Here is a 19716-nt window from a genome sequence, read left to right as displayed (position 1 = left end):
TAACCCGTGACTCGGGAGCAACGCGGAAGTGCCGAGCTCGTAGGAGCTCAATGAGTGCATTGGCGATTTAGCAACAACTGAGATTCGCCGAGCAGCGATTGCTTCCACAAGCGCGTTTTTCACGGCTAATCGGACGTCATACGACTTTCCAAGCTCGATCCTGCTGCGGGAATCGAGCGGCAGCGGTTAGACCCGGCCTTGCTTTGCAAGGAACCTCTTGCTCAACCATCTCCGTAGAGGCTCGTCGTAAAGTTTCAGGCTTGCATACGCAATCGCGATGGCCGCGATCGCGACCAGAAGCGCTGGAAGAAAGCCCTGAGCTAACGTCGGCTTATCGATTACTACCCACGCAGTGTAGATGTAGATCAAAGGATAGTGCGTGATGTAGAGCGGATAGGACAAGTCTCCAAAAAACCGCGCCACTCGGATCGATGGACCGTCAACACGCTTCTCACCGGCACCGATGGCCACAATGATCGGGAAGATAACGATGATGCAGAACGCTTCGTAAAGGCCATTCATCCAGTGGTGCTGCGTGCCTCCGAACCGCGGAAGCGACAGTGCAACAACCAGGAGCAGACTGGAGATGCCAAATGCACCCTTAAGCTGGATGCGCGCTCCGAGCCGGCAGAGCAGAATCCCTGCGAAAAACGGGAACAGAAGCCGTGCGAAGCCGACGTGCAGCTCCTTTGTATTAAGAGCCCAGCCACCAATGAGGTCTCCGCGATGCCCAAAGACTGCGAGCTGAACGAGAAGAATTGCTGCCAAAAAGACGAATACGCTAAGGGCCCTCTTTGAGAGCTTGCGCAGGCCAAGCGCGTAGAGGATGTTGGCGATGTACTCGAAAAAGAGCGACCAGGCCGGCCCATCGAGCGGATGCATCTCCTGCCAGCCCCGGATGTCCATGGAGATGGGGAGAGGAAGCAGGGTGCAACCCACGACCATAACCAGCATCATCTTCCACACGGGGGTGACAGCGATCAGGGGAAAAACTGGACCCTTCTGGAAATAAAAGAGCGCCGCACCAATAAGGCTTCCCATGATGACCATCGGTTGCAGGCGGATGAGCCGACGCTTGTAGAACTCCCACTGCGTCATGCGCGTCCAACGATCGTCGTACGCATAGGCGATAACAAAGCCGGAGAGCATGAAGAAGAAATCAACCGCGAGGTATCCATGGTTGATGATCTGCTTGACCGGATTCTCATTCGAGAACGGCTCGAAGAGGTGGAACGCCAAGACCATCAGCGAAGCGACGCCACGGAGACCATCAAGTATGACGTAGTGGTTCTTGGTGGGCGCGATTGCGGTGGTAGAAGTTGCAGCGAAAGCAGTTTCCATAGGGCCGTCCGGGATTTGTTGAAACGCCGGATAACCGGCGGTATAGGTAGCAAGTTCTAGTAGAACACGCTACCGCGTTGGGATTAGCGGAGGCGCACTGTCCCTTTCAAAATGGCATCAGTGGATGATGGTCCAGCCGTGATAAGAGTCTCGCGGAGAACGCGATTCAGCGTCGCATCTCAGGAGAGCGGATTCGAGTCGATGAACGCACTCCTGCGGATGTAAGCCCCGGATCCAGGACGCGTTTACTTATGCACCATCTTTATTAGGCACCCTCGAATCTCAGTTGGCGACATCAGGCCGAAGCACTCATTGAGGCTACAGCCACGCTCACTGAGTGACTCGGCGATTTATCAACAATTGAGTGCACCTATCGAAGCTAGTTCTCGGCACGTCTTTGACGGAGCGGGCCAATCTCGTGCGCGACAATCGAATTTTAGGTTCATGACGGATTGCGACCTGGGCTGCATATCCCAAAACGGGTCAGGAGCCCCACGGAAGGCAATAGACCCCTCCGCCAAAGCCTAGCGCGATACAATTGACGCCTATGGATGTTTACTGGGGATGTGTTTGCAAGACGTCGGGATGTAACACCTTTAACCTTGCTCATCGAATCGGCCCATTTACTGGAAGAGACGCGGTTTTCACTCTCCCGATAGAGGGGCCGGACTGGTGGGATTTTGGCTGCATTGGTTGCGGCAATATTCACAGGTACACTCGGGTTGACCTGAAAGCGATGCCAATTCTTGCACCAATCCCTTTTGAATGGGAGCCGTGGTGGTGATTTTGCCTAGCCTGACTACCTCGCCATCGTATCGAATCTGCCCGTAAATCCCCTTAGTCAGTCAAGTATTTTGTTACCGACGCGTGGCCGAAAATGCAAAATTGGTACCGAGAAATGGGATGAGTTGTTCATGACCTTCGGTCACAACGACGGATGAAAATAGGATTAGGCTGTTGTGGTCGTGCCTGCATGAGGTCGTAACCTGCATTGGCGCTTGGAACCCGCTGATGAGTTTGACCCTGGATGCGTTCAGGAACGGACTGTAGGCTTCTTTATGGAAGAGCACGCGAGGGAGACTCTCGCACTATGCATCCTCGGGAGAACGGCAGAGGAGGCGGTTATGGAAGTGCTCTACGAAAGATGCTGCGGTATCGATGGTCTGTAGCGGTATGTATTCTTCTGGACCAGAAGCACAAGCCGCAGAAGCATCTGCGCCGGTTCGGCTGCACCACCGACGTGCCTCCAGCGCGGATCAGCGAACAGTTGCAGGAACTAGGGCACGAAGTCAGCGTGGCGAACGTCCGCGAGTTGCGAGCCATCTCGCACAGCGATCGGAAGAGCGACGAGGTCCATGCTGAGAAGCTGGCAAGATATGCGCGGCTCGATCCGAATATCCTCCGGCCGATCGCCAATCGCACCGTCCAGCAGCAAGAGGCTCTAACTCTGGTTCGTGTGCGAGCTCTGCTTGTGCGACGGCGTACCGCTGCGGTGAATGCCGTTCGTGGTCTGACAGAGTCCTGCGGCTATCGTATGCCCGCATCGGCCAGACCCTGCTTCGCTCAGCGCAGCCTCGCTGTTACGCCGCCTGGATTGGCACAGACGCTCGGCCCGGTGCTCCAGCAGATCGCGGAGATGACGCTGAAGATCAAGCAGTACGAACGGCAATCCAGCAGCCCGGCCAGATCGAGTATCTGGAAACGCAGGCGCTGCTGAAGGTCCATGGTGTCGGCCATCTCACCGCCCTAACCTTCGTACTGACTCTCAGCAGCAAGGAACGATTCGGTCGAAGTCGCGATGTGGGCTGCTACTGGGCTTGCGACCGCGGCGAAGTCAGTCCGGAGATCACGATGCTCAGCTCTGCATCACCCATGCCGATGCTTGAGAGTTTCTGAAAAGCGGTTCATCGGTCTTCAGTGTCATGATTGCATTGCCACCCCCCGCGATGCTTGCCCTTCTCTCTTCGACGGATTGAGTCTACATCTGTACGTCATTGGACGGAACGTCTTACTCTTATGGTCAACAGTATCCTTCTTCGTCTTTGCCGCCTGCGCCATTGTCTGGGTCAGTGAGCGGCAGGAATGGGCCGACCGATGTACTACAGGGCCCAATCATGTGACGTCAACTCTATCCGTCTGAGGGCAAATCGCTAGTAGTGAATGCCGGCACCAGCTTTCGTGCCAGATCGAAACAATCCTCACCGACTACATCGAAGGATCTTTGCCACCCTGACCGTCCGACCTGGCCCTCAAAGAACATCGGAAGTAGCGTATCCAGCTCTTCTACGAGGCAAGAGCCAGATACAAACGCGCGGAGCGGTCCAACACTAAGGTCATTCAAACGATCAAAGAAACGCGTATCGGATGATGGCGAGGTGAGGCTGTGACGCCGAAGATCTTCCAGAAAAACTTCGACATCATCGAACTCGCCGTCCGAAGTGACTTCGATCTTAGCTTCCCAATTTTGCAAAACATACCCGGTCAGAACGTATGAATTTTGCATATGAAACCGCAAGATCACGATAAAAGGCACTCCGTGTGTCCGGAGTTCTGAGTTCGTGTATTCGAGAATCTGATAATCGCAGGGCGTCATTTTCACTGTTCGGGTAAGCAAACTGTCGAGATCTTGCCGCATCCTTTTGGACAAGTTCGGTCAGGTCGGATAATCGATGGATTAGTCCCTCCATCAGGATTCTCAAGTCACCGTTATACCATCGCGGCGGAAGAATTGAGGTGACCCAAGAGAGGACATCTGGAAGCACGGTCCGAAAGTGGGAAATCCAGGAAGAAACGACCTCGTCATGCCAGAGTTCGGAGTAAACGGACGATTCGAGATGGAGGGCCGCTCCCAGCCGTTCTTGAAAGTTCCAATCAGGACCTCCAAACATATGACCGTGGTCGATGAAGAAAGCCTCCTGAGCATTGTCATCGGATCTCTTGAGGAGAACAGCCTGCCGGTTGTCTTGATGATTCGCCCAAACGTCTAAGATGTACATCCCCAGGAATGCATCCCGATTCGCAATTGAGTTGATTCTCGAGGGACTGATGTACTCTGACGGCCGTTGTGGACCAGAGGGTTGTCCGACAATCAGGCTTCCAAAATGCAAGCCCGCGTTCGGACGCTTTCTTCCTGAGGGGAGTTCAAACCAGATGCCTGGCTCATTATCGATGAAGTCATCGGATAGGTGGATCACCATGCTTTCAGCTACGGGAAGTCCAACTGCGCCCGCGATGACGCTACCCAGAAACTCATTTGCCACAACATTAGGCCCCTGCGGATTGCCAGCCATTTTTACGACGTAGAATCGATTGTCGTCGCACTGAACCAGAATTGATTGAGAACCACCTTTCATCTTCCGAATGTATTTGTTGGCAGTGAGATAAACAGTAGAACAAGGATGCTCTTCCTTATAGAAGGAATCAAACTCAACGAAACTCAACGCGTTCCTCCAAGTTGAATGACTAGGAGGCTACATGGTACGACCATGATTTCGCTAGTAGTACGTTGAGAATAGTTCGTAGTTCGATAACACTTTTGTGTGAACCGTTCGGAACCGCCTCCTGCTACTCGTGTCATGTCCAGGACCCAGTTTGTCTCCCCGGTCTTAACCTCGTCGGGCGAGTCCGCTTGCTCCCAGTGACACGATGTCTTAGTGATGTTGGACCAGATGAAGCGCCTGAACTCGCTTACCTTGACCGTACCATCCCCATAGAAAGTTCCACGCCATTGTGGAAGCCTCCAATCATGGGCGGATCCAATGGTTCGGATGGTGTTCTACTGTCGAGCCACCAGATTGATCACGGCTGGGTCTTCGTGTCGAAGATTCCACCCGGATGTTGCGCCTGGGATGCACGCCATAACTCCATCAAACAAGTATCGAGTGGAGTGGAGCACTAGCAATTTGAAACGGTGCATGACGATCGAGGTCGAGACCCTCAAAACCAAACACTGCGATGCCAAGTGCAAGTCTTGGATATCGTCGATGAAGTCGCGGGGAGATGTTGTGGTCGGTAAAGTCTACGCCGGAATTCAACCCACGAAGGACAGCACAATCCATCTGGACTTTACTTTCAGAGGGTTCGTTCCTCAATGCAATCGAGCTTACGCCCTCAAAGTCCGACGCCGGAATCCCGATCCGGATGCTTGCCGGTCCGGCAGCCTTCCACGATGGGCAAGGCAATGTGTAGTTTCCTGAACGCTTCTTCAAGGGCGGTCGGCGAACCTTTCACGTCGACGGTGTGCCTAAAGTCGCAAACGAGCGGCTCCTCGAATGGGAGCGATACGGCCACTTCAGCTACCATATTCCGGTCGTTGCCGACAAAGAATACAAAGTCACCTTGTATTTCTGAAGAATGCTGGTCGAAGCAATGGTGGCCGGATGCATAGGGAGCCGCGTCTGATGTCCGCTCAAATGGAACTACTCTACTCAAGGACTTCGACATTACGAGAGACCAAGAAAACGGTTCGGTGGTCGTGACATTCGAACTTTTAAAGCCCACGGTCCACAGCATGCTGGATCTATACTCCACTCCCAACATCAACTACCCTCTGATCAATGCAATCAAAGTTGAATCAGCGAGTTAGCCCAAACTCGAGACGAGCCTTTGGATTCTGGATATGCAAATCACCAATGCGCTTACCTGCGCCGGGTCACCTCCCGATTCATGGCCGGCCCCTCCGCCGTGCGTTGCAGTCTGTCGACGCGATAAGTGTTGGGCAGTTGTCCGGGCACTTTGGGCCAAAATTCGCAGTCATGAGTCGACCATTGAGAAACAAATAGATGAAATGGGACCGTCTATAGCGATTCTTATGTTGAGTCAAGGTAGGTTTCCGCATGACCCACAGTTTATCCACAGAATTGTTCTTTTTTACCCTGCCGAGTTTCGATTTGGGAACTCGCTTCGGTAGCGAACAAGGATCTTTTACCGAGGTAGACTGGCTGACTAAGTTAGGCCAGAGCGGTTTAACGTCCCTGCTGCGACTTGACCCGCTCGACCGAGTCGTTGCGCCTCATGAACAACGACGAGATCAAGGAGGCGGGCGGTTTCGGCTGGTATAGCCTGAAAGACGGCTACGACGGGCTGACCACGCAGATCAAGTACCTCCTGCAGTATATGGCGGAATCGCAAGATCGTCGACGGGGAACGCATTCGATCTGGATCAGCGAACAGGTTCAGGAGCTTGGTCACGAGGTGATGAAACATACATGTTCACCGCTTGCGTTGATACTCGCTCACTTCGTTAGCGTCGCCTTCGTAGCGCCTGTGGAGATGCCTCCATCCACAAGGAGCGTTTGTCCGGAAATGTATGCGCTTGCATCGGACGCGAGAAACACGATCGCGCCATTTAAATTATTGGGCTCTCCTGGGCGCTTCAGCGGAATACGGTCTTTCAGATACTCCACCCATGCCTGGTTCTCATACAGCACCGCATTCTGCATGGTCTTGAACCATCCCGGAGCAAGGCAGTTCACCGTAATGCCATTCACGCCCCACTCGTCAGCCAGGCTCATCGTCAACTGCTTGATGCCTCCGCGACTAGCGCAGTAGGGAGCGATACCGGCATACCCAAAGACGCTCGTCACGGAGCCGATGTTTATGATCCTGCCGTATCCGCGCTCGATCATGTGCGGTGCGAGTGTTTGCGCAACGAAGAACGACCCGCGCAGGTTTGTGTCCAGCACAAGATTCCAATCGTTCCAAGTCACGTGTACAGCCGGTTTGCGAACGTTGCAGCCTGCATTGTTGACCAAGATGTCTACCGTTCCGAAGTGGTCGATAGCGCGGGGTGCCATGTCGCGGATGCTGGATTCATTCCGTAAACCGAGTTCCAGCGCAAGCACGCGTCGGCCAAGCATTTCGATTTCGCCCCTAAATTCCCTAAGGTCATCTACATTCCGGCTGGTAATCACCAGGTCCGCACCGGCTTTTGCCAGTGCGCGCCCCATGTACTGACCCAACCCACGGCTTGCTCCTGTCACTATAGCCACACGGCCGGAAAGGTCAAACTGATTGTCTCTGTTCACGGGAGTGTCCCCTTCTACGGTTGCAATATCACTTTCATCAGGCCGAGCTCATGATTGTACAGCCGGTCAAACCATGCTGGTCCCTCGCTCAATGGAACAACGGCGGATACTAGAGGGTCCACGTTAATCGACCCATTTGCGACCAGTTCGATGCACTCACGATATTCTCCCGCAGACGCACAGGAACCCAGCAGGCGAAGTTGTCGCGTTACAACCGACTGAAGCGGTATCTCAACTTCAGGCGCAAGGTTACCGATCAGCGTCACAGTTCCTCCGCGCCGAACGACGTTGATCGCGGTCGCAATCGAACTCTGTGTTCCAACGGCGTCCACAACGATGTCTATCCCTTGTCCTCCCGCAGACCGGGTTAACTTTTTCATCAACTCTGGATCTGTGGCGAGAAAAGTTTCGTTCGCGCCGAGAAGACGTGCGACATCGAGCTTGGTTTGTTCCAGATCGACCGCGAAGACCTTCTCACAGCCATACTGGCGAAATGCCTGTACCGCAAGTACGCCGATCATCCCTGCGCCAATCACTGCGGCACTGCTTCCCTGTCTGATTTCCGTAATTTTGGCCGCATGCACTGCGATCGATACAGCTTCTATTAACGAAGCCTTCTTGAAGGGAAAAGCCGCAGGCAGCACGTAAACAATATGGGCCGGAACCGACACATATTCCGCAAACGCGCCGTTCCGCCGATAGTCGCCGCACGACACTCCGAGCACCTGACGGCTATCACAAAGATTCACATCTCCGGTCCTACAGAAGCTGCAAGTTCCACAGCTGACGGTGGAATCGAATGTGACCCGGTCTCCCACCCCAACGGTGCTGACCTCGGGACCTACTCTTACAACGATACCGGCGGCTTCGTGCCCCATGATGATCGGCGGAATGCGACGTCCGGTGCTACCGTCGTACCCATGAACGTCGCTTCCGCAAATTCCGCAGGCCTTCACCTGGATAAGAACATCGTTTGAGCCCAGTTCCGGTTCGAGCACATCCCTTTCTCAAGGCTGACTGCAAGACCGTTGCCAGCTGGTATATCGACTTCCCGTCATTCGAAGCTTTGCGTGAGTTCTATCTACGCTGCAATCCGGAAGATATTGAGGATTTCGAACACTGCATCCGAGCATGGAATAAGGGCAGCGCCTGGGTAAATCTCGCGCCGGAGCAGTACGCAAAGCTAAAGCAGGAACGACGACATCACGTCAGTGGACTGCCCAATTGGGCTCTCACGAATGACGGGCAGAGAAGGTCGCCGACGCCGAGTCCCGATCTGGCACACAGAACAATACCACCGTCCCCAAAAGCTTCTTCTTGCTATAACGTCATCGTCTTTCGCCGATAGAGAGTCCAGTCCCTCTTACGAACGGAAGATGCCGATGAAGTCACCCATTTTTGCACTCAGCGCCTTCGCCCTCGCACTCGCGATTCCACACTCCCTCGCCCAAACCACCGCTCTCGAGAACAGTGCGTTCAACACCGAGCCGACGCCGATGCACGCCAACAACTATCCAAGCGCAGCCGCTTTCGTCAGTCGTCCTCCAGTTCCCCGCGCCGCAACACCAAGCTACCACCCATTCTCAGCTATAGGATTCGCCACGCGAGTGGGCCTCGGAGGCACTGGCTTCGACGTTGCTACACCTCTTGCAATGCGATTCAACCTGCGCGCCGGTGGAGACTTCTTCAACTATGCCACCACCCTTCATTGAGTATGCTGAAGAATTCGATCTCATCGAGTCCTGCGGTTTTCGTACCAGGCGCCTGGCATGGGGAGGAGGGGTACGGCTTTTCGGATGGCGGCGTGCAGGAGAGCGTGGTCTGCGGTGAAGTTCTGAAGCAAAAGTGTCAATTCGCCACTATGGACGAAGATGGCAAGCGAGTTTTGCGGGGGCAAAGCGTTGATGAAGTCGTTGAGCTGCTTGTAGAGGATCATCTGAGTGACGATGTCTATGGTGACGGTGTCGAGGACAATGACGTTGAAGATCGGTGGCGGGTGAAGCAGGAAGTCGTTGCTGAAGGCGTGCGGAGCGTAGGGTGCGGCGGTTGGGATCACTCTGGGGTGCGCGCCGGGGTGCTCCTCAAGGGAGGCGAATGTCCTGTGGATTTTTATCGTCAAAGATATGGAAGGCCGAGCGGCATAGATTGTGGACCGGGTTGCCGTTCTTGTGGGTGACGGTGACGTCGGTGAGGACAACGCGAGCTTGGGTGCGCAGAGTGAACGGGGGCGGGGCTGGTGACTGGCCCAGCATTGGGGACGGGACTGCCAAGCTCAAAAACAGGCATACGGCGATGACACAATCCGGCATCGTTCCTACCTAAGAGCAGCTCCAGCAATGTGACGGTTAAGCGTAGCTGGGTATAACGAACAGTTCCCGAAAAGTCGAGTCTTCGCAATTCTGGTTCAATTTGTGAGAACTGGCCAACGCGCTCATCGAGCTTTCACCGATTCGTATTTCCACACTCCCTACCAAATTCACATCACAGCTCTATTCAAATCGCGAGTTCGTTAAATTTCTTGTTGACAGTGATCTTTTGCCAAGAGTATAGGCCTGTCATCGAGTTTTGAACCGATTCAAAGAATTTGAACGTAGGGAGCTCAACTTGAGATTCAAATATTTGGCAACCCATTTCTTCCTCGTTTGCTCTATGCTCCTTCCTGCTATCGCGAAGGCGCAAGCTACTGCGACCATTGCAGGAACGATCTCGGATCCGGCGGGGTCCGTGATTGCCGGGGCGGTCGTAACTGTCACCAACGTCGACACCAACGGAGCTCGCGTCGTGACCACCGACAATAACGGTCGTTTCGTCGCCAACCTGCTACCCATCGGCAACTACAAGATCCAAGTATCTGCGCCGAGCTTCCAGAGTGCTATCAAGAATGGCATTCTTCTCGAAAATCAGGCATCGCCGGAGATAAACTTCACCTTGCAGCCGGGTTCAGTCACATCGGCCATTTCAGTAGAGGCCAATGCAATTGCGGTCGAAGCCACTGACTCTTCTCTGAGCCAGATCGTTCACTCTCAGCAGGTCTCCGATCTCCCCTTGAATGGCCGTAACTTCGTGGAGCTGGCAACGCTCGCTCCCGGAACCTCTGCGGGTAATCAGCCCAATGACTTCTTTGCAGGCGGCGGCGGCAGCGAGACCTCTATCCGCGGCTCATTCTCGCTTTCGGTCGGCGGTTCGCGTGAAAATAGAACGGACTGGATCTACGATGGTGTCGACAACAACGAGTTGACCTCAGGCGGCATCTCCATCGTTCCCTCCATCGATGCGCTCCAAGAGTTCAATGTGCTCACCTACAACTACTCCGTTCAGTATGGAACGCGCGCGGGTCCGACCGTCCTGCTCACTTCGAAGTCCGGCACCAACCAGTTTCACGGAACACTCTTCGACTTCCTTCGCAACACCGATCTGAACGCGACCAGCTACTTCTCTCCAGTCAATCCCAAGTACATTCGCAATCAGTTCGGAGGTTCAATCGGTGGACCGATTCGTAAGGATAAGACGTTCTTCTTCTTTGACTACCAGGGGACTAAGAGCATTCAGGGAATCCCTTCGCTCACCCAAGTGCCGACCATGCTCGAGCGCGAAGGTATCTTCACAGAGTCGTTCCCAGGATCTCCCGAGGTTCCTATTTACGACCCGAACACAACGGTCATTGACCCGGTCACTGGAAACGCAAGCCGCACTCAGTTTCAGGGCAACATCATCCCTCCCTATCGGCTCAACCCGATCGCGGTCAAGATGCTCAATTACTTCCCCGCTCCGAACGTCTCCGGAGTGCTTTCCGCGAACTATGTGGATGTTCCAAACCAGACCTTCAACGACAACAGCTTCGACATACGAATTGATAACGTATTCTCTGAGAAAGATAGAGCCTTCGCTCGCTTCAGCAGAGATCAGGCAACTGTCTTTCTACCCTCGGGGCTTCCCGATTTTGGGGCGCAGCCTGGAGGTTATGCAAGCAATCAGACACTTGCGGATCGCGGAAGAAATCTTGCCGTTTCGGAGACGCACATCTTCTCGCCAAACGCGATCAACCAGCTGACCTTGGGATATAACCGCATCTTCGATCACATCACGTCTTATGGAGACGGCACCGATTGGAGCACGCAGCTCGGAATCCCCAACGCCAATCTCGGAACCTACTTGAGCAGCGGGTTGCTCAACACGCAGTTCAACGAGGGATACTGGGGGCTGGGCGATCGCGGATTTTCTCCCATTCAAGATGGAACGAACGTCTTCCAGTACAGCGATGATTTCGAACTGGTGCATGGGGCACACTCGTTTTCCATGGGCATAGGCATACGTCTCATGCAGCTCAACGAGCTTGGCAACGCCTTTCCAATGGGCGAGATGGAGTTCGACAACCTGTTCACGGCTGGGTTCACTAATGGCGCCTTCAATTCGGCGAGCGGCAATCCCATCGCCAGTTTCCTGCTTGGCATCCCCGGCAGCGGCGAACACGATGTTTCTTTCTCGGGCGATGTGTCGGGTCGCAGATGGAAGGAGTTCCGCCCTTACTTCCAGGACAACTGGAAGATCAGAAAAAACTTGACCGTTCAGCTTGGCATGGCGTGGAACTACACAACACCGGTTGTCGAATCGCAGAAGAGGTTGGCTAATTTCGACTTCCCAACCGGCCAGATGCTGATCGCGGGCGTCAACTCATCTGATTCGGCGGGAATACAGTCGTACTACCGCGGTTTCGAACCAAGAATCGGATTCAGCTTCACTCCCTTTTCCACGAAGAACGCCATTCGCGCAGGCTACGCGATTCTTCACGACGCTGGATGGAACCTCGGCGCACAGGGTCTGGACCTGAATCCTCCTTTCTACGGAACGTTTGCTTTCCAGGCCGACGACATAAACCCGGTGACAACACTGTCCGCTGGATTTCCGGTGCCGACCCCACCAGACGTGAATAACTTGACGGGCAACGTGTACAGTCAGAACACCAACTTTCACCCTGGAATAATTCAGCAGTTCAATCTAAACATTCAGCGGGAGCTGCCCACCGGCACCATCCTGACGGTCGGGTATGCGGGATCTCGCGGGACGCATCTGCAGACCTCGGGCTTTCCGCTGAACACTGCTACGCCCAGCCTTCAGGTCGATCCCGCCAATTTGCGGCCGTATCCGAATCTGAACGCAATCACTGGATTCCTCGACCGCGGCCTCTCGCGCTACGACTCGCTTCAGGTCAAGGCAGAGCGCGCCTACAACAACGGCGTCTACATCCTGCTTGCCTACACCTATAGCAAGGGATTCGACAACGGTCTCTACGACGACCTGGGTTCGCTGATCGGTGTTCCGTACTATCCGCTGAATCCGGCGCCGAACGCGTATCCTCTCAATCCCCGAGGCTATACCGACAAGGGACTCAATGTGACGGATCAGACGCATAATCTATCCGCCAGCGTTCTGTATCAACTGCCTTTCGGGCGCGGCAAAAAGTTTGCTTCCAACGCAAGCAGGCCGGTTCAGGAGTTGGTCGGGAACTGGCAGTTGAATCTGATAACACACATCGCATCAGGATTTCCTCTCGGGCTCACCGCAGGCGTCAACAACGCCGGCACAACGACCGGCAGTCGTCCCGATCAGATCTGCAATACGCCTCCGGCTCACCAATCATTGGCAGAGTTCATCAACACAGCGTGTTTCGTCGACCCCGCTCCTGGCGTCCTTGGGGATGCATCTCGCACGCCGCTATACGGCCCCGACTTCGTCAACTTCGATAGTTCGCTTTTCAAGACCTTCGTCCTTCCTAAAGAGACACAGCTCGTCTTCCGCACCGAAGTCTTCAACGTCTTCAATCATCCGCAGTTCGCGAATCCCGGAACCACTACGGACTCTCCTGGATTCGGACAGATCACTCAGATAGTAAATAATCCTCGTCTGATTCAGTTCGCATTGAAGTTCGTGTTCTGATCACCGTCAACTCATCATGGAAGGATAGAAAAGGCATGAAGCCTGATTGGTTTCATCGGAATTCAGACCGCAGAATGTTTTTGAAAGCAACAACGGCTTCTGCGATCGCTGCGATGGTTCAGGGGCCGTCGCGCGTATTCGGAGCACCGTATATGTTGCCCCGGAAGGGGGTGTCGCATCCCGCGGAGGCGACAACGGCCGCGAGGGTCATTATCGACACTGATCCAGGAGTCGACGATGCCTTTGCCCTGATGCTGGCCATGCGCTCACCCGAACTCAACGTTATGGCCGTCACCGCAGTCGCCGGAAACCTGCCTCTGGAGATCACCCTGCCTAACGCCCTGCGTATGGTCGAGATTTGTGACCGAACCGATATCCCCGTGGCAGCAGGTGCCTCGGCTCCCCTCATCCGGCGGCAGGTGACCGCGTCGTATGCACATGGAGAGAACGGCCTCGGCGGCGTCTCGCTTCCTCCGCCCAAAATGACTGCTATAAGAGAACACGCCACGGAACTGATCTGCCGCATCGTTTTGGAACATCCGGGCGAGGTAACACTGATCGGCCTTGGCCCACTGACCAACCTTGCCCTTGCGTTTCGATCGGAGCCAAATCTTGCAAAGGCTATCAAGAGCATTGTGTTGATGGGTGGCTCGCTTTCGGGCGGCAATGTTACACCTGCGGCTGAATTCAACTTTTATGTCGACCCGGAAGCAGCAAGCATCGTCTTCAACTCTGGAGTTCCCATCACCATGGTCGGCCTCGATGTAACTCGCAAGGTCGAGTTGACCGAACCCTATATTCGTGAACTCGAAGCCGGCACAAATAAGCCGAGCCGTGCTGCAGCCGGTATCGCACGAGCCATCATGGCAACCTATCGTGGGCACGGAGAGAAGGGCGGCCCAACCCTGCACGATCCTCTTGCAGTCAGCGCTCTGATCCGTCCCGATATACTTAGCTTTGAGAGTTATCGGGTGCAGATTGAAACCGACGGCCTCATCACGGCAGGCGAGAGCGTTGGATGGAAGCGTGCCCCGATCCGATACGCGGCTGCCTTCGAGAACAGTCCACGTGTGACGTCATCGGATGAAACCTTCACAGCCAACACCAAGGTTGCCGTCGACGTCAGGCCAGGCAGCTTCTTCCGTCTGCTGGTCGATCGAATTACGGGAAATAAGCAGGACAACGGATAGTCTCAGGAGGAATTGCGTTGAAACATCTACGAAAGAGCTCGCTTTGGTCTCTGGTTCTCTTCTCCCTTCTTTTCGCTGTAATCTCATCTCCTGTGCTCGCAGCACAGGATGCCCGCTACGTCATCATCGATCAGGATGCAGTCGGACCAGCGGGAACAGACATGAACTCGATGCTCGTTTTTCTGCAGTCTCCGCACGTCAATGTGCTCGGCATCACGGTGCTCACCGGAGACGGATGGCGAGATGAAGAGGTAGCCCACACTCTACGTCTGCTGGAACTCGTTGGCCGCACTGACATTCCCGTCATGGCAGGAGCGATTACTCCTCTGGTAAGAACGCAGCAGTGGACCAATGCTTGGGAGCAGATCTACGGGAAGGTCGTCTATCAAGGCGCCTGGAGCAGCTTCCGTCCGAAGCACGGTCCCTTTGATGTCCCCAAGCTGCAAGAAGGAAATCCCACAACAAAAGTATCCGACGAAGACGCGGCGCACTTTTTGATTCGCATGGTGCACAAGTATCCGCATCAGGTTACGATCTACGCTGCCGGGCCTATGACGAATGTGGCTCAGGCGATCAGCCTCGACCCGCACTTCGCCGAACTCGCAGCGGAGCTCGTCATCATGGGAGGCAGCCTCAATCCGCATACCGACGATAAGGAATACATTGACAGTCCACGTCATGAATTCAATCTCTGGTTCGACCCCGAAGCTTCGACCATCGTCTTCCACGCGCACTGGCCGAAGATCACAGTCACCCCGGTGGACGTCTCGATCGAGACGCATCTCACGAAGGAAATGCTCGACGAGTTGAAGAAGAGCAGCTCTCTAGCCGGCCAATACATCGCCCGCTACACGCGCCGCCCCGGAGATTATCTATGGGACGAACTCGCTGCGGCCGCGTGGCTTGACCCAAGCCTCATCACGCGGGAGCGCTACGTCTATTTCGATGTCAGCGTCGATAAAGGCGTCAGCTACGGAGACACCATTGTTTGGACCGATGACGATAAGCCCGACCTCGATCTTCAAAAGGCTCATGTCCAAATGGATGTTGACTGGTCTAAATTTCAGAAGATGTTCGTGCAGTCGATGTCCTCGCCAACCCCGGGAGCGAAGAACCCTCAGCTCGAATTAAGTCAAAGCCACTAGAGTGACCGATAATAGAGTTCACCCAACAACGCCAATAGACCAATCTATGACTGCTGTGGAGCCCTGACATGAACAGTAAACCCATTGCCATCATGGGAGTCTTTGCCATCGATCTGGCCTTCCGAGTAAATCGTCTGCCGGTTTGGGGAGAGACAGTTCTCGGGTCCGAGTTTCGTCTTGGGCCCGGCGGTAAAGGATCAAACCAATCAGTCGCCGCCGCTCGTCTCGGTGCACAAGTCCACTTCATCAGCAAAGTGGGAAGCGACAACTTCGGCGACATCGCTCGTCGAACCTACAAAGAGGAAGGCGTCGACACGCAGTTTCTCTTCTCCTCGGATAGCGAAACGACCGGCGCTGCAGCCATCATCATCGACGAGATCAAGGGCGAGAATGCAATAGTCATCACTCCGGGCGCTGCAAACGCTCTCTCAACAGATGAGATCGATCTCGCCCGGGCCCAGATAGCCGGCTCCGCCGTCTTCATGACCCAACTCGAGCTTCCTCTTCCCATCGTGGTGCATGGTTTGAAGACTGCACAGGAGCTCGGCGTTCTTACTATCCTCAACCCTGCACCCGCCTGTGCGTTGGACGACGCGACTCTCGCACTATGCGACTATCTGACGCCCAATGAGAGTGAAGCCGAAGCTCTCACCGGCCATCGGGTCGCGTCCCTCGAAGACGCAGAGAGCGCAGCCGGTCAGTTGCTTGCGCGCGGTGTGCGCAACGTCATACTCACCCTGGGCGCTCGCGGCGCTCTAGTTAAGACCTCGTCGATGACCGTGCACATCGAAGCCTTCAGCGCCGGACCCGTAATCGACACCACGGGCGCGGGAGATGCATTCAACGCAGGTCTTGCAGTGGCGCTCTCAGAGGGAATGAGCCTCGAAGATGCCGCACGCTTCGGATGCGTCGTAGCTGGCATCTCGGTCACGCAACACGGAACAGCTCCGTCGATGCCACGAAGAGCTGAGCTGGAACGGTACAAAAAAGCTTATTCAAAAAAGTAAGACCAAGTACGATCAATGCGACTGTTGCGCTTCGAAACAGATAGTTATTCCGCGACGTAGCGCTGAAAACGCCTTCCAGCCGTTCACATGATTGCGGAGCCTATCAGAATCAGCCCCGCGGTGTAACCAACTAGCATGAGCGCGACAAGCGTTCGTGTGCCGGCTGCCGCTCCGCGAAACTCCTTCCACACAAATACACCCCAGAGGGCAGCCACTAGCGTCGCCCCTTGTCCCAGCGCATACGACACCGCAGGCCCCGCCACCCCTGATGCGATGACGTTCAGGCTAAGCGCGATCATCCAGATGGCACCGCCCAACAAACCTAACCAATGCAGCTTCGGCTTTGCCTTTCGGTACTCTCGGTACGTCGAGCCCTGCACGCGCATGAACACTGTGTTGATTAGCACGTTACTCAGCAGTAAGCCGATGCCGAACAGCAGAAGTGCCGTATAGGGCGTTAAATATCCCAGTTGAATTGGTTCACTGTTGAAGTTTGGCGACATCGAGGAGATGAGCTGCGGATAAAAGAACCCCATCAAACATCCCGCGGCGATGGCAAACAACAGTCCGCGGCTCGTGCTAACCGAACGTTGTTTCTGCACCTGCCGTGTGGCCATGGCGGACATGATCATGGCAAAGACGATCAGCACAACGCCCGCGCCCAGCAGCACAGGGCTACCCTTCGGCGCATGGAAATAGCTCGCCACCGTGCCGATTACGAGAGCAAGCCCGACGCCCACCGGGAAGGCAAGGGACATACCCGCGGCGTCGATCGCGATCACCAGCAGTATATTAGAAAGGTTGAACAGCGCGCCGCTGGCAAGCGCGCGTAGCAGCGAGCCCGCGGAGGCATCATGGAGATTCGCCACAGCGCTACTTCCCGCCGAACCGAAATTGCCAAGAGTGAAACAGAACACCACGCCCAGCAGAGCGACTCCGAACGCGTAGTCCCAGTAGTAGAGAGCAAAGGCCCAGCTTTCCTTGCCAGCCAGCTTCTGCGTATTCGCCCATGAGCCCCAACCAAGCATGGTGACAATGCAGAGTAAGAACGCGACAGCTTGATTATCTACGATGAACATTCCCCGTCCCTGCTGCGAAAGAACGGGGTTCGCTCCCGCACTTTCACGATCGAAAAGATGACTCTAGGCTGCTTCACCTTTGCTTGTTTTGGCTCGCACGATCTCATTTTGAACTGATTCAATCCCGCGCCATTCTATGCTTTCCCCAACGATCGCTGTCAAGAAATTTTTCCGGACGTAACGAATTGATGGCTCTGTTCTACCGGAGTTCGCGGCGCCTTGCGCCCAATACTTCGCAGCATCACTACCCCACTTGCAAATTTCTCTCAACCCTCTTAGTCTCCTTGGCACTGCGATAGTTCTATTTGCACAGCTTTTACCCTGAGTCGACGAAACGGGAGTCAATATTAACAAGCGCACTGCCACCATCCAAGAGGTTGCACGACGAGCCAAGGTCTCTGTTGGCACCGTATCCAACGTGCTCAACGACAGCAACGCCGTTAGTTCTCAGCTGTTGCGGCGCGTTCAGCAAGCGATGCGCGACCTCAACTATCATCCAAACAACCACGCCCGAAGTCTGAAGTCACGCCGCTCTAGCGTGATCGGTATCGTCATCTCCGATATCACGAATCCTTTCTTTCCCCTCGTTCTGCGCGGTGTCGAGAGCGCAATTGTTCAGCATGGCTACATGCTCACGATCTTCAATACTGACGACGATCTGGAACGCGAGCGTCAGATTTTCTCACTGCTGCGCACGCATCGCGTTGATGGCATGCTCGCCGTGGTCGCGCCTAATCCCGCAAATAATGTCTCCCACATCGTTCAAGCGATTGATATGGGAATCCCTGTAGTATGTCTTGACCGCACACCTCCTGGGCTCAACGTGGATGCCGTCGTTGTCGATAACATTCGTGGAGCGGCCATGTGTGTGCGCCATCTGGTTGGCCTGGGTCACCGAAAGATTGGCATCATCAACGGCTCGTCCTGGCTCCAGACCGCGCGCGATCGATATAAAGGCTACGAGATGGTTCTGGGTGAAGCGAACATCAAGATCGAGCGGGATCTGGTGCGTGAAGGCGACTTCCGCTTCGAAAGCGGCTACAAGATGACCAAAGACTTGCTGTTGAGTCACTCGCACCCCACAGCTCTCTTCGTCTCCAATGGAACCATGGGGCTCGGCGCTCTACAGGCGTTCAACGAACTAGCGATCCGCTGTCCGGACCAGGTTGCTCTCGCTATCTTCGACGAGGTTCCCGGCGGACGGATGCTGCGCCCTAGCATTACCTCCGTCGTTCAACCCGCCTATGACCTCGGAGTCAAGGCTGGCGAACTTCTGCTCAGCCGCCTCACCAACAAGGCTGGTCTCTCAGGCCCAGTCACGATCACCCTGCAGGCGGAGCTTATTATCGGAGAATCCACTACCGGATCGGGAAGGGCTGCCTCGGCCACAGGAGCGGGACGCTCCTCGTCACGAGGAAAGGTAGTTAGGCCCAAAAAATAACAATAGCTTGCGGGCTATTGCGACTGGTCGAAACGCGCTTTTGGTGACTAACTCTCGGCGTTGCTAGCCGCTCTGACCGTTGCCCCTGAAAAGTCGGCTTTGCGGAAATCTCGGCTACAACCCTCCGGGGTCGAGCTCAAGACCGATCTTATCGTTCAATGCGGCGACGATCTGCTGCGAGAACCCAAGTAGCGTTCGGTAGTCTCGGCGGACCTATGCCCAAGAAGAAACTGGATCTGCTCCAGCTCGCCTCCAGCCGCGTGACAGAGTCGAGCGCATGTCCGGCGCAGGTCATGCAGGGCGAGCCGTTCGATCGCGTGAGTCTAGATGGTAATCACCTCTTCGGGCACGCCATCCCGGGTGAGCACAAAATCTTGTTCAGGCTTCCCGACGACTCCCTCGTTAGACCCAACCCGGCCGAGTCCTTCTGAAAATACAAGGTTCCCCGGCATATCTCCTTTGAGAAGACCATCAACATATTGCAAAGACCACCTGCCCGAGTGATACGGAAGCCGCCCCCAAGGGCACGGCGACACCCACAAAGACCAATTTG

The 19716-nt window shown here is 55.0% G+C and carries 15 protein-coding genes; 7 read left to right on the top strand and 8 right to left on the bottom strand.

The annotated features are described in order from the left end of the window. Positions 1-186: 186 nt before the first annotated feature. The gene (locus RBB76_RS16805) at positions 187-1341 is read right to left on the bottom strand and encodes an acyltransferase family protein (protein ID WP_433963442.1); all 1155 of its coding nucleotides are present in this window, start codon (positions 1339-1341) and stop codon (positions 187-189) included. Between the two features lie 1090 nt (positions 1342-2431). Here RBB76_RS16805 and RBB76_RS16800 point away from each other — a divergent pair. After that, complete coding sequence (locus RBB76_RS16800; RefSeq protein ID WP_429629663.1) at positions 2432-3058, top strand: IS110 family transposase; 627 nt, start codon at positions 2432-2434, stop codon at positions 3056-3058. Between the two features lie 733 nt (positions 3059-3791). Here RBB76_RS16800 and RBB76_RS16795 read toward each other — a convergent pair. The 4 genes from RBB76_RS16795 to RBB76_RS16780 form a co-directional block, all read right to left on the bottom strand. Continuing rightward, the gene (locus tag RBB76_RS16795) at positions 3792-4781 is read right to left on the bottom strand and encodes a HipA family kinase (RefSeq protein ID WP_429629664.1); all 990 of its coding nucleotides are present in this window, start codon (positions 4779-4781) and stop codon (positions 3792-3794) included. Positions 4782-5451: 670 nt separating this feature from the next. Beyond that, positions 5452-5853, bottom strand: coding sequence for a hypothetical protein (locus tag RBB76_RS16790; RefSeq protein WP_429629665.1), 402 nt, complete (start codon positions 5851-5853; stop codon positions 5452-5454). 722 nt (positions 5854-6575) lie between these two features. Beyond that, positions 6576-7367 carry an SDR family NAD(P)-dependent oxidoreductase gene (locus RBB76_RS16785; protein WP_429629666.1) on the bottom strand — a complete coding sequence of 264 codons (792 nt, stop codon included), beginning with the start codon at positions 7365-7367 and terminating at the stop codon, positions 6576-6578. Between the two features lie 14 nt (positions 7368-7381). Further along, positions 7382-8365, bottom strand: coding sequence for a galactitol-1-phosphate 5-dehydrogenase (locus RBB76_RS16780; RefSeq protein WP_429629667.1), 984 nt, complete (start codon positions 8363-8365; stop codon positions 7382-7384). Between the two features lie 384 nt (positions 8366-8749). On the opposite strand from RBB76_RS16780, the gene RBB76_RS16775 reads away from it, so the two are divergent. Next, entirely contained in the window at positions 8750-9079 is a 330-nt protein-coding gene (locus RBB76_RS16775; RefSeq protein WP_429629668.1) for a hypothetical protein, read from the top strand. A gap of 20 nt (positions 9080-9099) precedes the next feature. Here the strand turns inward: RBB76_RS16775 and RBB76_RS16770 are convergent, their stop codons facing one another. Continuing rightward, on the bottom strand, positions 9100-9486 hold the full coding sequence (locus RBB76_RS16770) for a hypothetical protein (protein ID WP_429629669.1): 387 nt from the start codon (positions 9484-9486) through the stop codon (positions 9100-9102). Positions 9487-10016: 530 nt separating this feature from the next. Between RBB76_RS16770 and RBB76_RS16765 the strand changes: the two genes are divergently transcribed. From RBB76_RS16765 to rbsK, 4 genes are all read left to right on the top strand, one after another. Beyond that, complete coding sequence (locus RBB76_RS16765) at positions 10017-13301, top strand: carboxypeptidase regulatory-like domain-containing protein (protein WP_429629670.1); 3285 nt, start codon at positions 10017-10019, stop codon at positions 13299-13301. A 35-nt stretch (positions 13302-13336) separates the two neighbouring features. Continuing rightward, on the top strand, positions 13337-14491 hold the full coding sequence (locus tag RBB76_RS16760) for a nucleoside hydrolase (RefSeq protein ID WP_429629671.1): 1155 nt from the start codon (positions 13337-13339) through the stop codon (positions 14489-14491). 17 nt (positions 14492-14508) lie between these two features. Then, the gene (locus RBB76_RS16755; protein ID WP_429629672.1) at positions 14509-15636 is read left to right on the top strand and encodes a nucleoside hydrolase; all 1128 of its coding nucleotides are present in this window, start codon (positions 14509-14511) and stop codon (positions 15634-15636) included. A 68-nt stretch (positions 15637-15704) separates the two neighbouring features. Next, on the top strand, positions 15705-16643 hold the full coding sequence (gene rbsK, locus RBB76_RS16750) for a ribokinase (protein ID WP_429629673.1): 939 nt from the start codon (positions 15705-15707) through the stop codon (positions 16641-16643). A gap of 83 nt (positions 16644-16726) precedes the next feature. On the opposite strand, the gene RBB76_RS16745 is transcribed toward rbsK, so the two are convergent. Continuing rightward, positions 16727-17722, bottom strand: coding sequence for a GRP family sugar transporter (locus RBB76_RS16745; protein ID WP_429629674.1), 996 nt, complete (start codon positions 17720-17722; stop codon positions 16727-16729). A gap of 346 nt (positions 17723-18068) precedes the next feature. On the opposite strand from RBB76_RS16745, the gene RBB76_RS16740 reads away from it, so the two are divergent. After that, the gene (locus RBB76_RS16740; RefSeq protein WP_433963575.1) at positions 18069-19163 is read left to right on the top strand and encodes a LacI family DNA-binding transcriptional regulator; all 1095 of its coding nucleotides are present in this window, start codon (positions 18069-18071) and stop codon (positions 19161-19163) included. A gap of 155 nt (positions 19164-19318) precedes the next feature. On the opposite strand, the gene RBB76_RS16735 is transcribed toward RBB76_RS16740, so the two are convergent. Then, positions 19319-19453 carry a hypothetical protein gene (locus RBB76_RS16735; protein WP_433963574.1) on the bottom strand — a complete coding sequence of 45 codons (135 nt, stop codon included), beginning with the start codon at positions 19451-19453 and terminating at the stop codon, positions 19319-19321. Positions 19454-19716: the final 263 nt, after the last annotated feature.

This window comes from Tunturiibacter psychrotolerans, from assembly GCF_051013365.1.
GTDB lineage: Bacteria > Acidobacteriota > Terriglobia > Terriglobales > Acidobacteriaceae > Edaphobacter > Edaphobacter psychrotolerans_A.
This window is presented reverse-complemented; position numbering and strand designations above follow the sequence as displayed.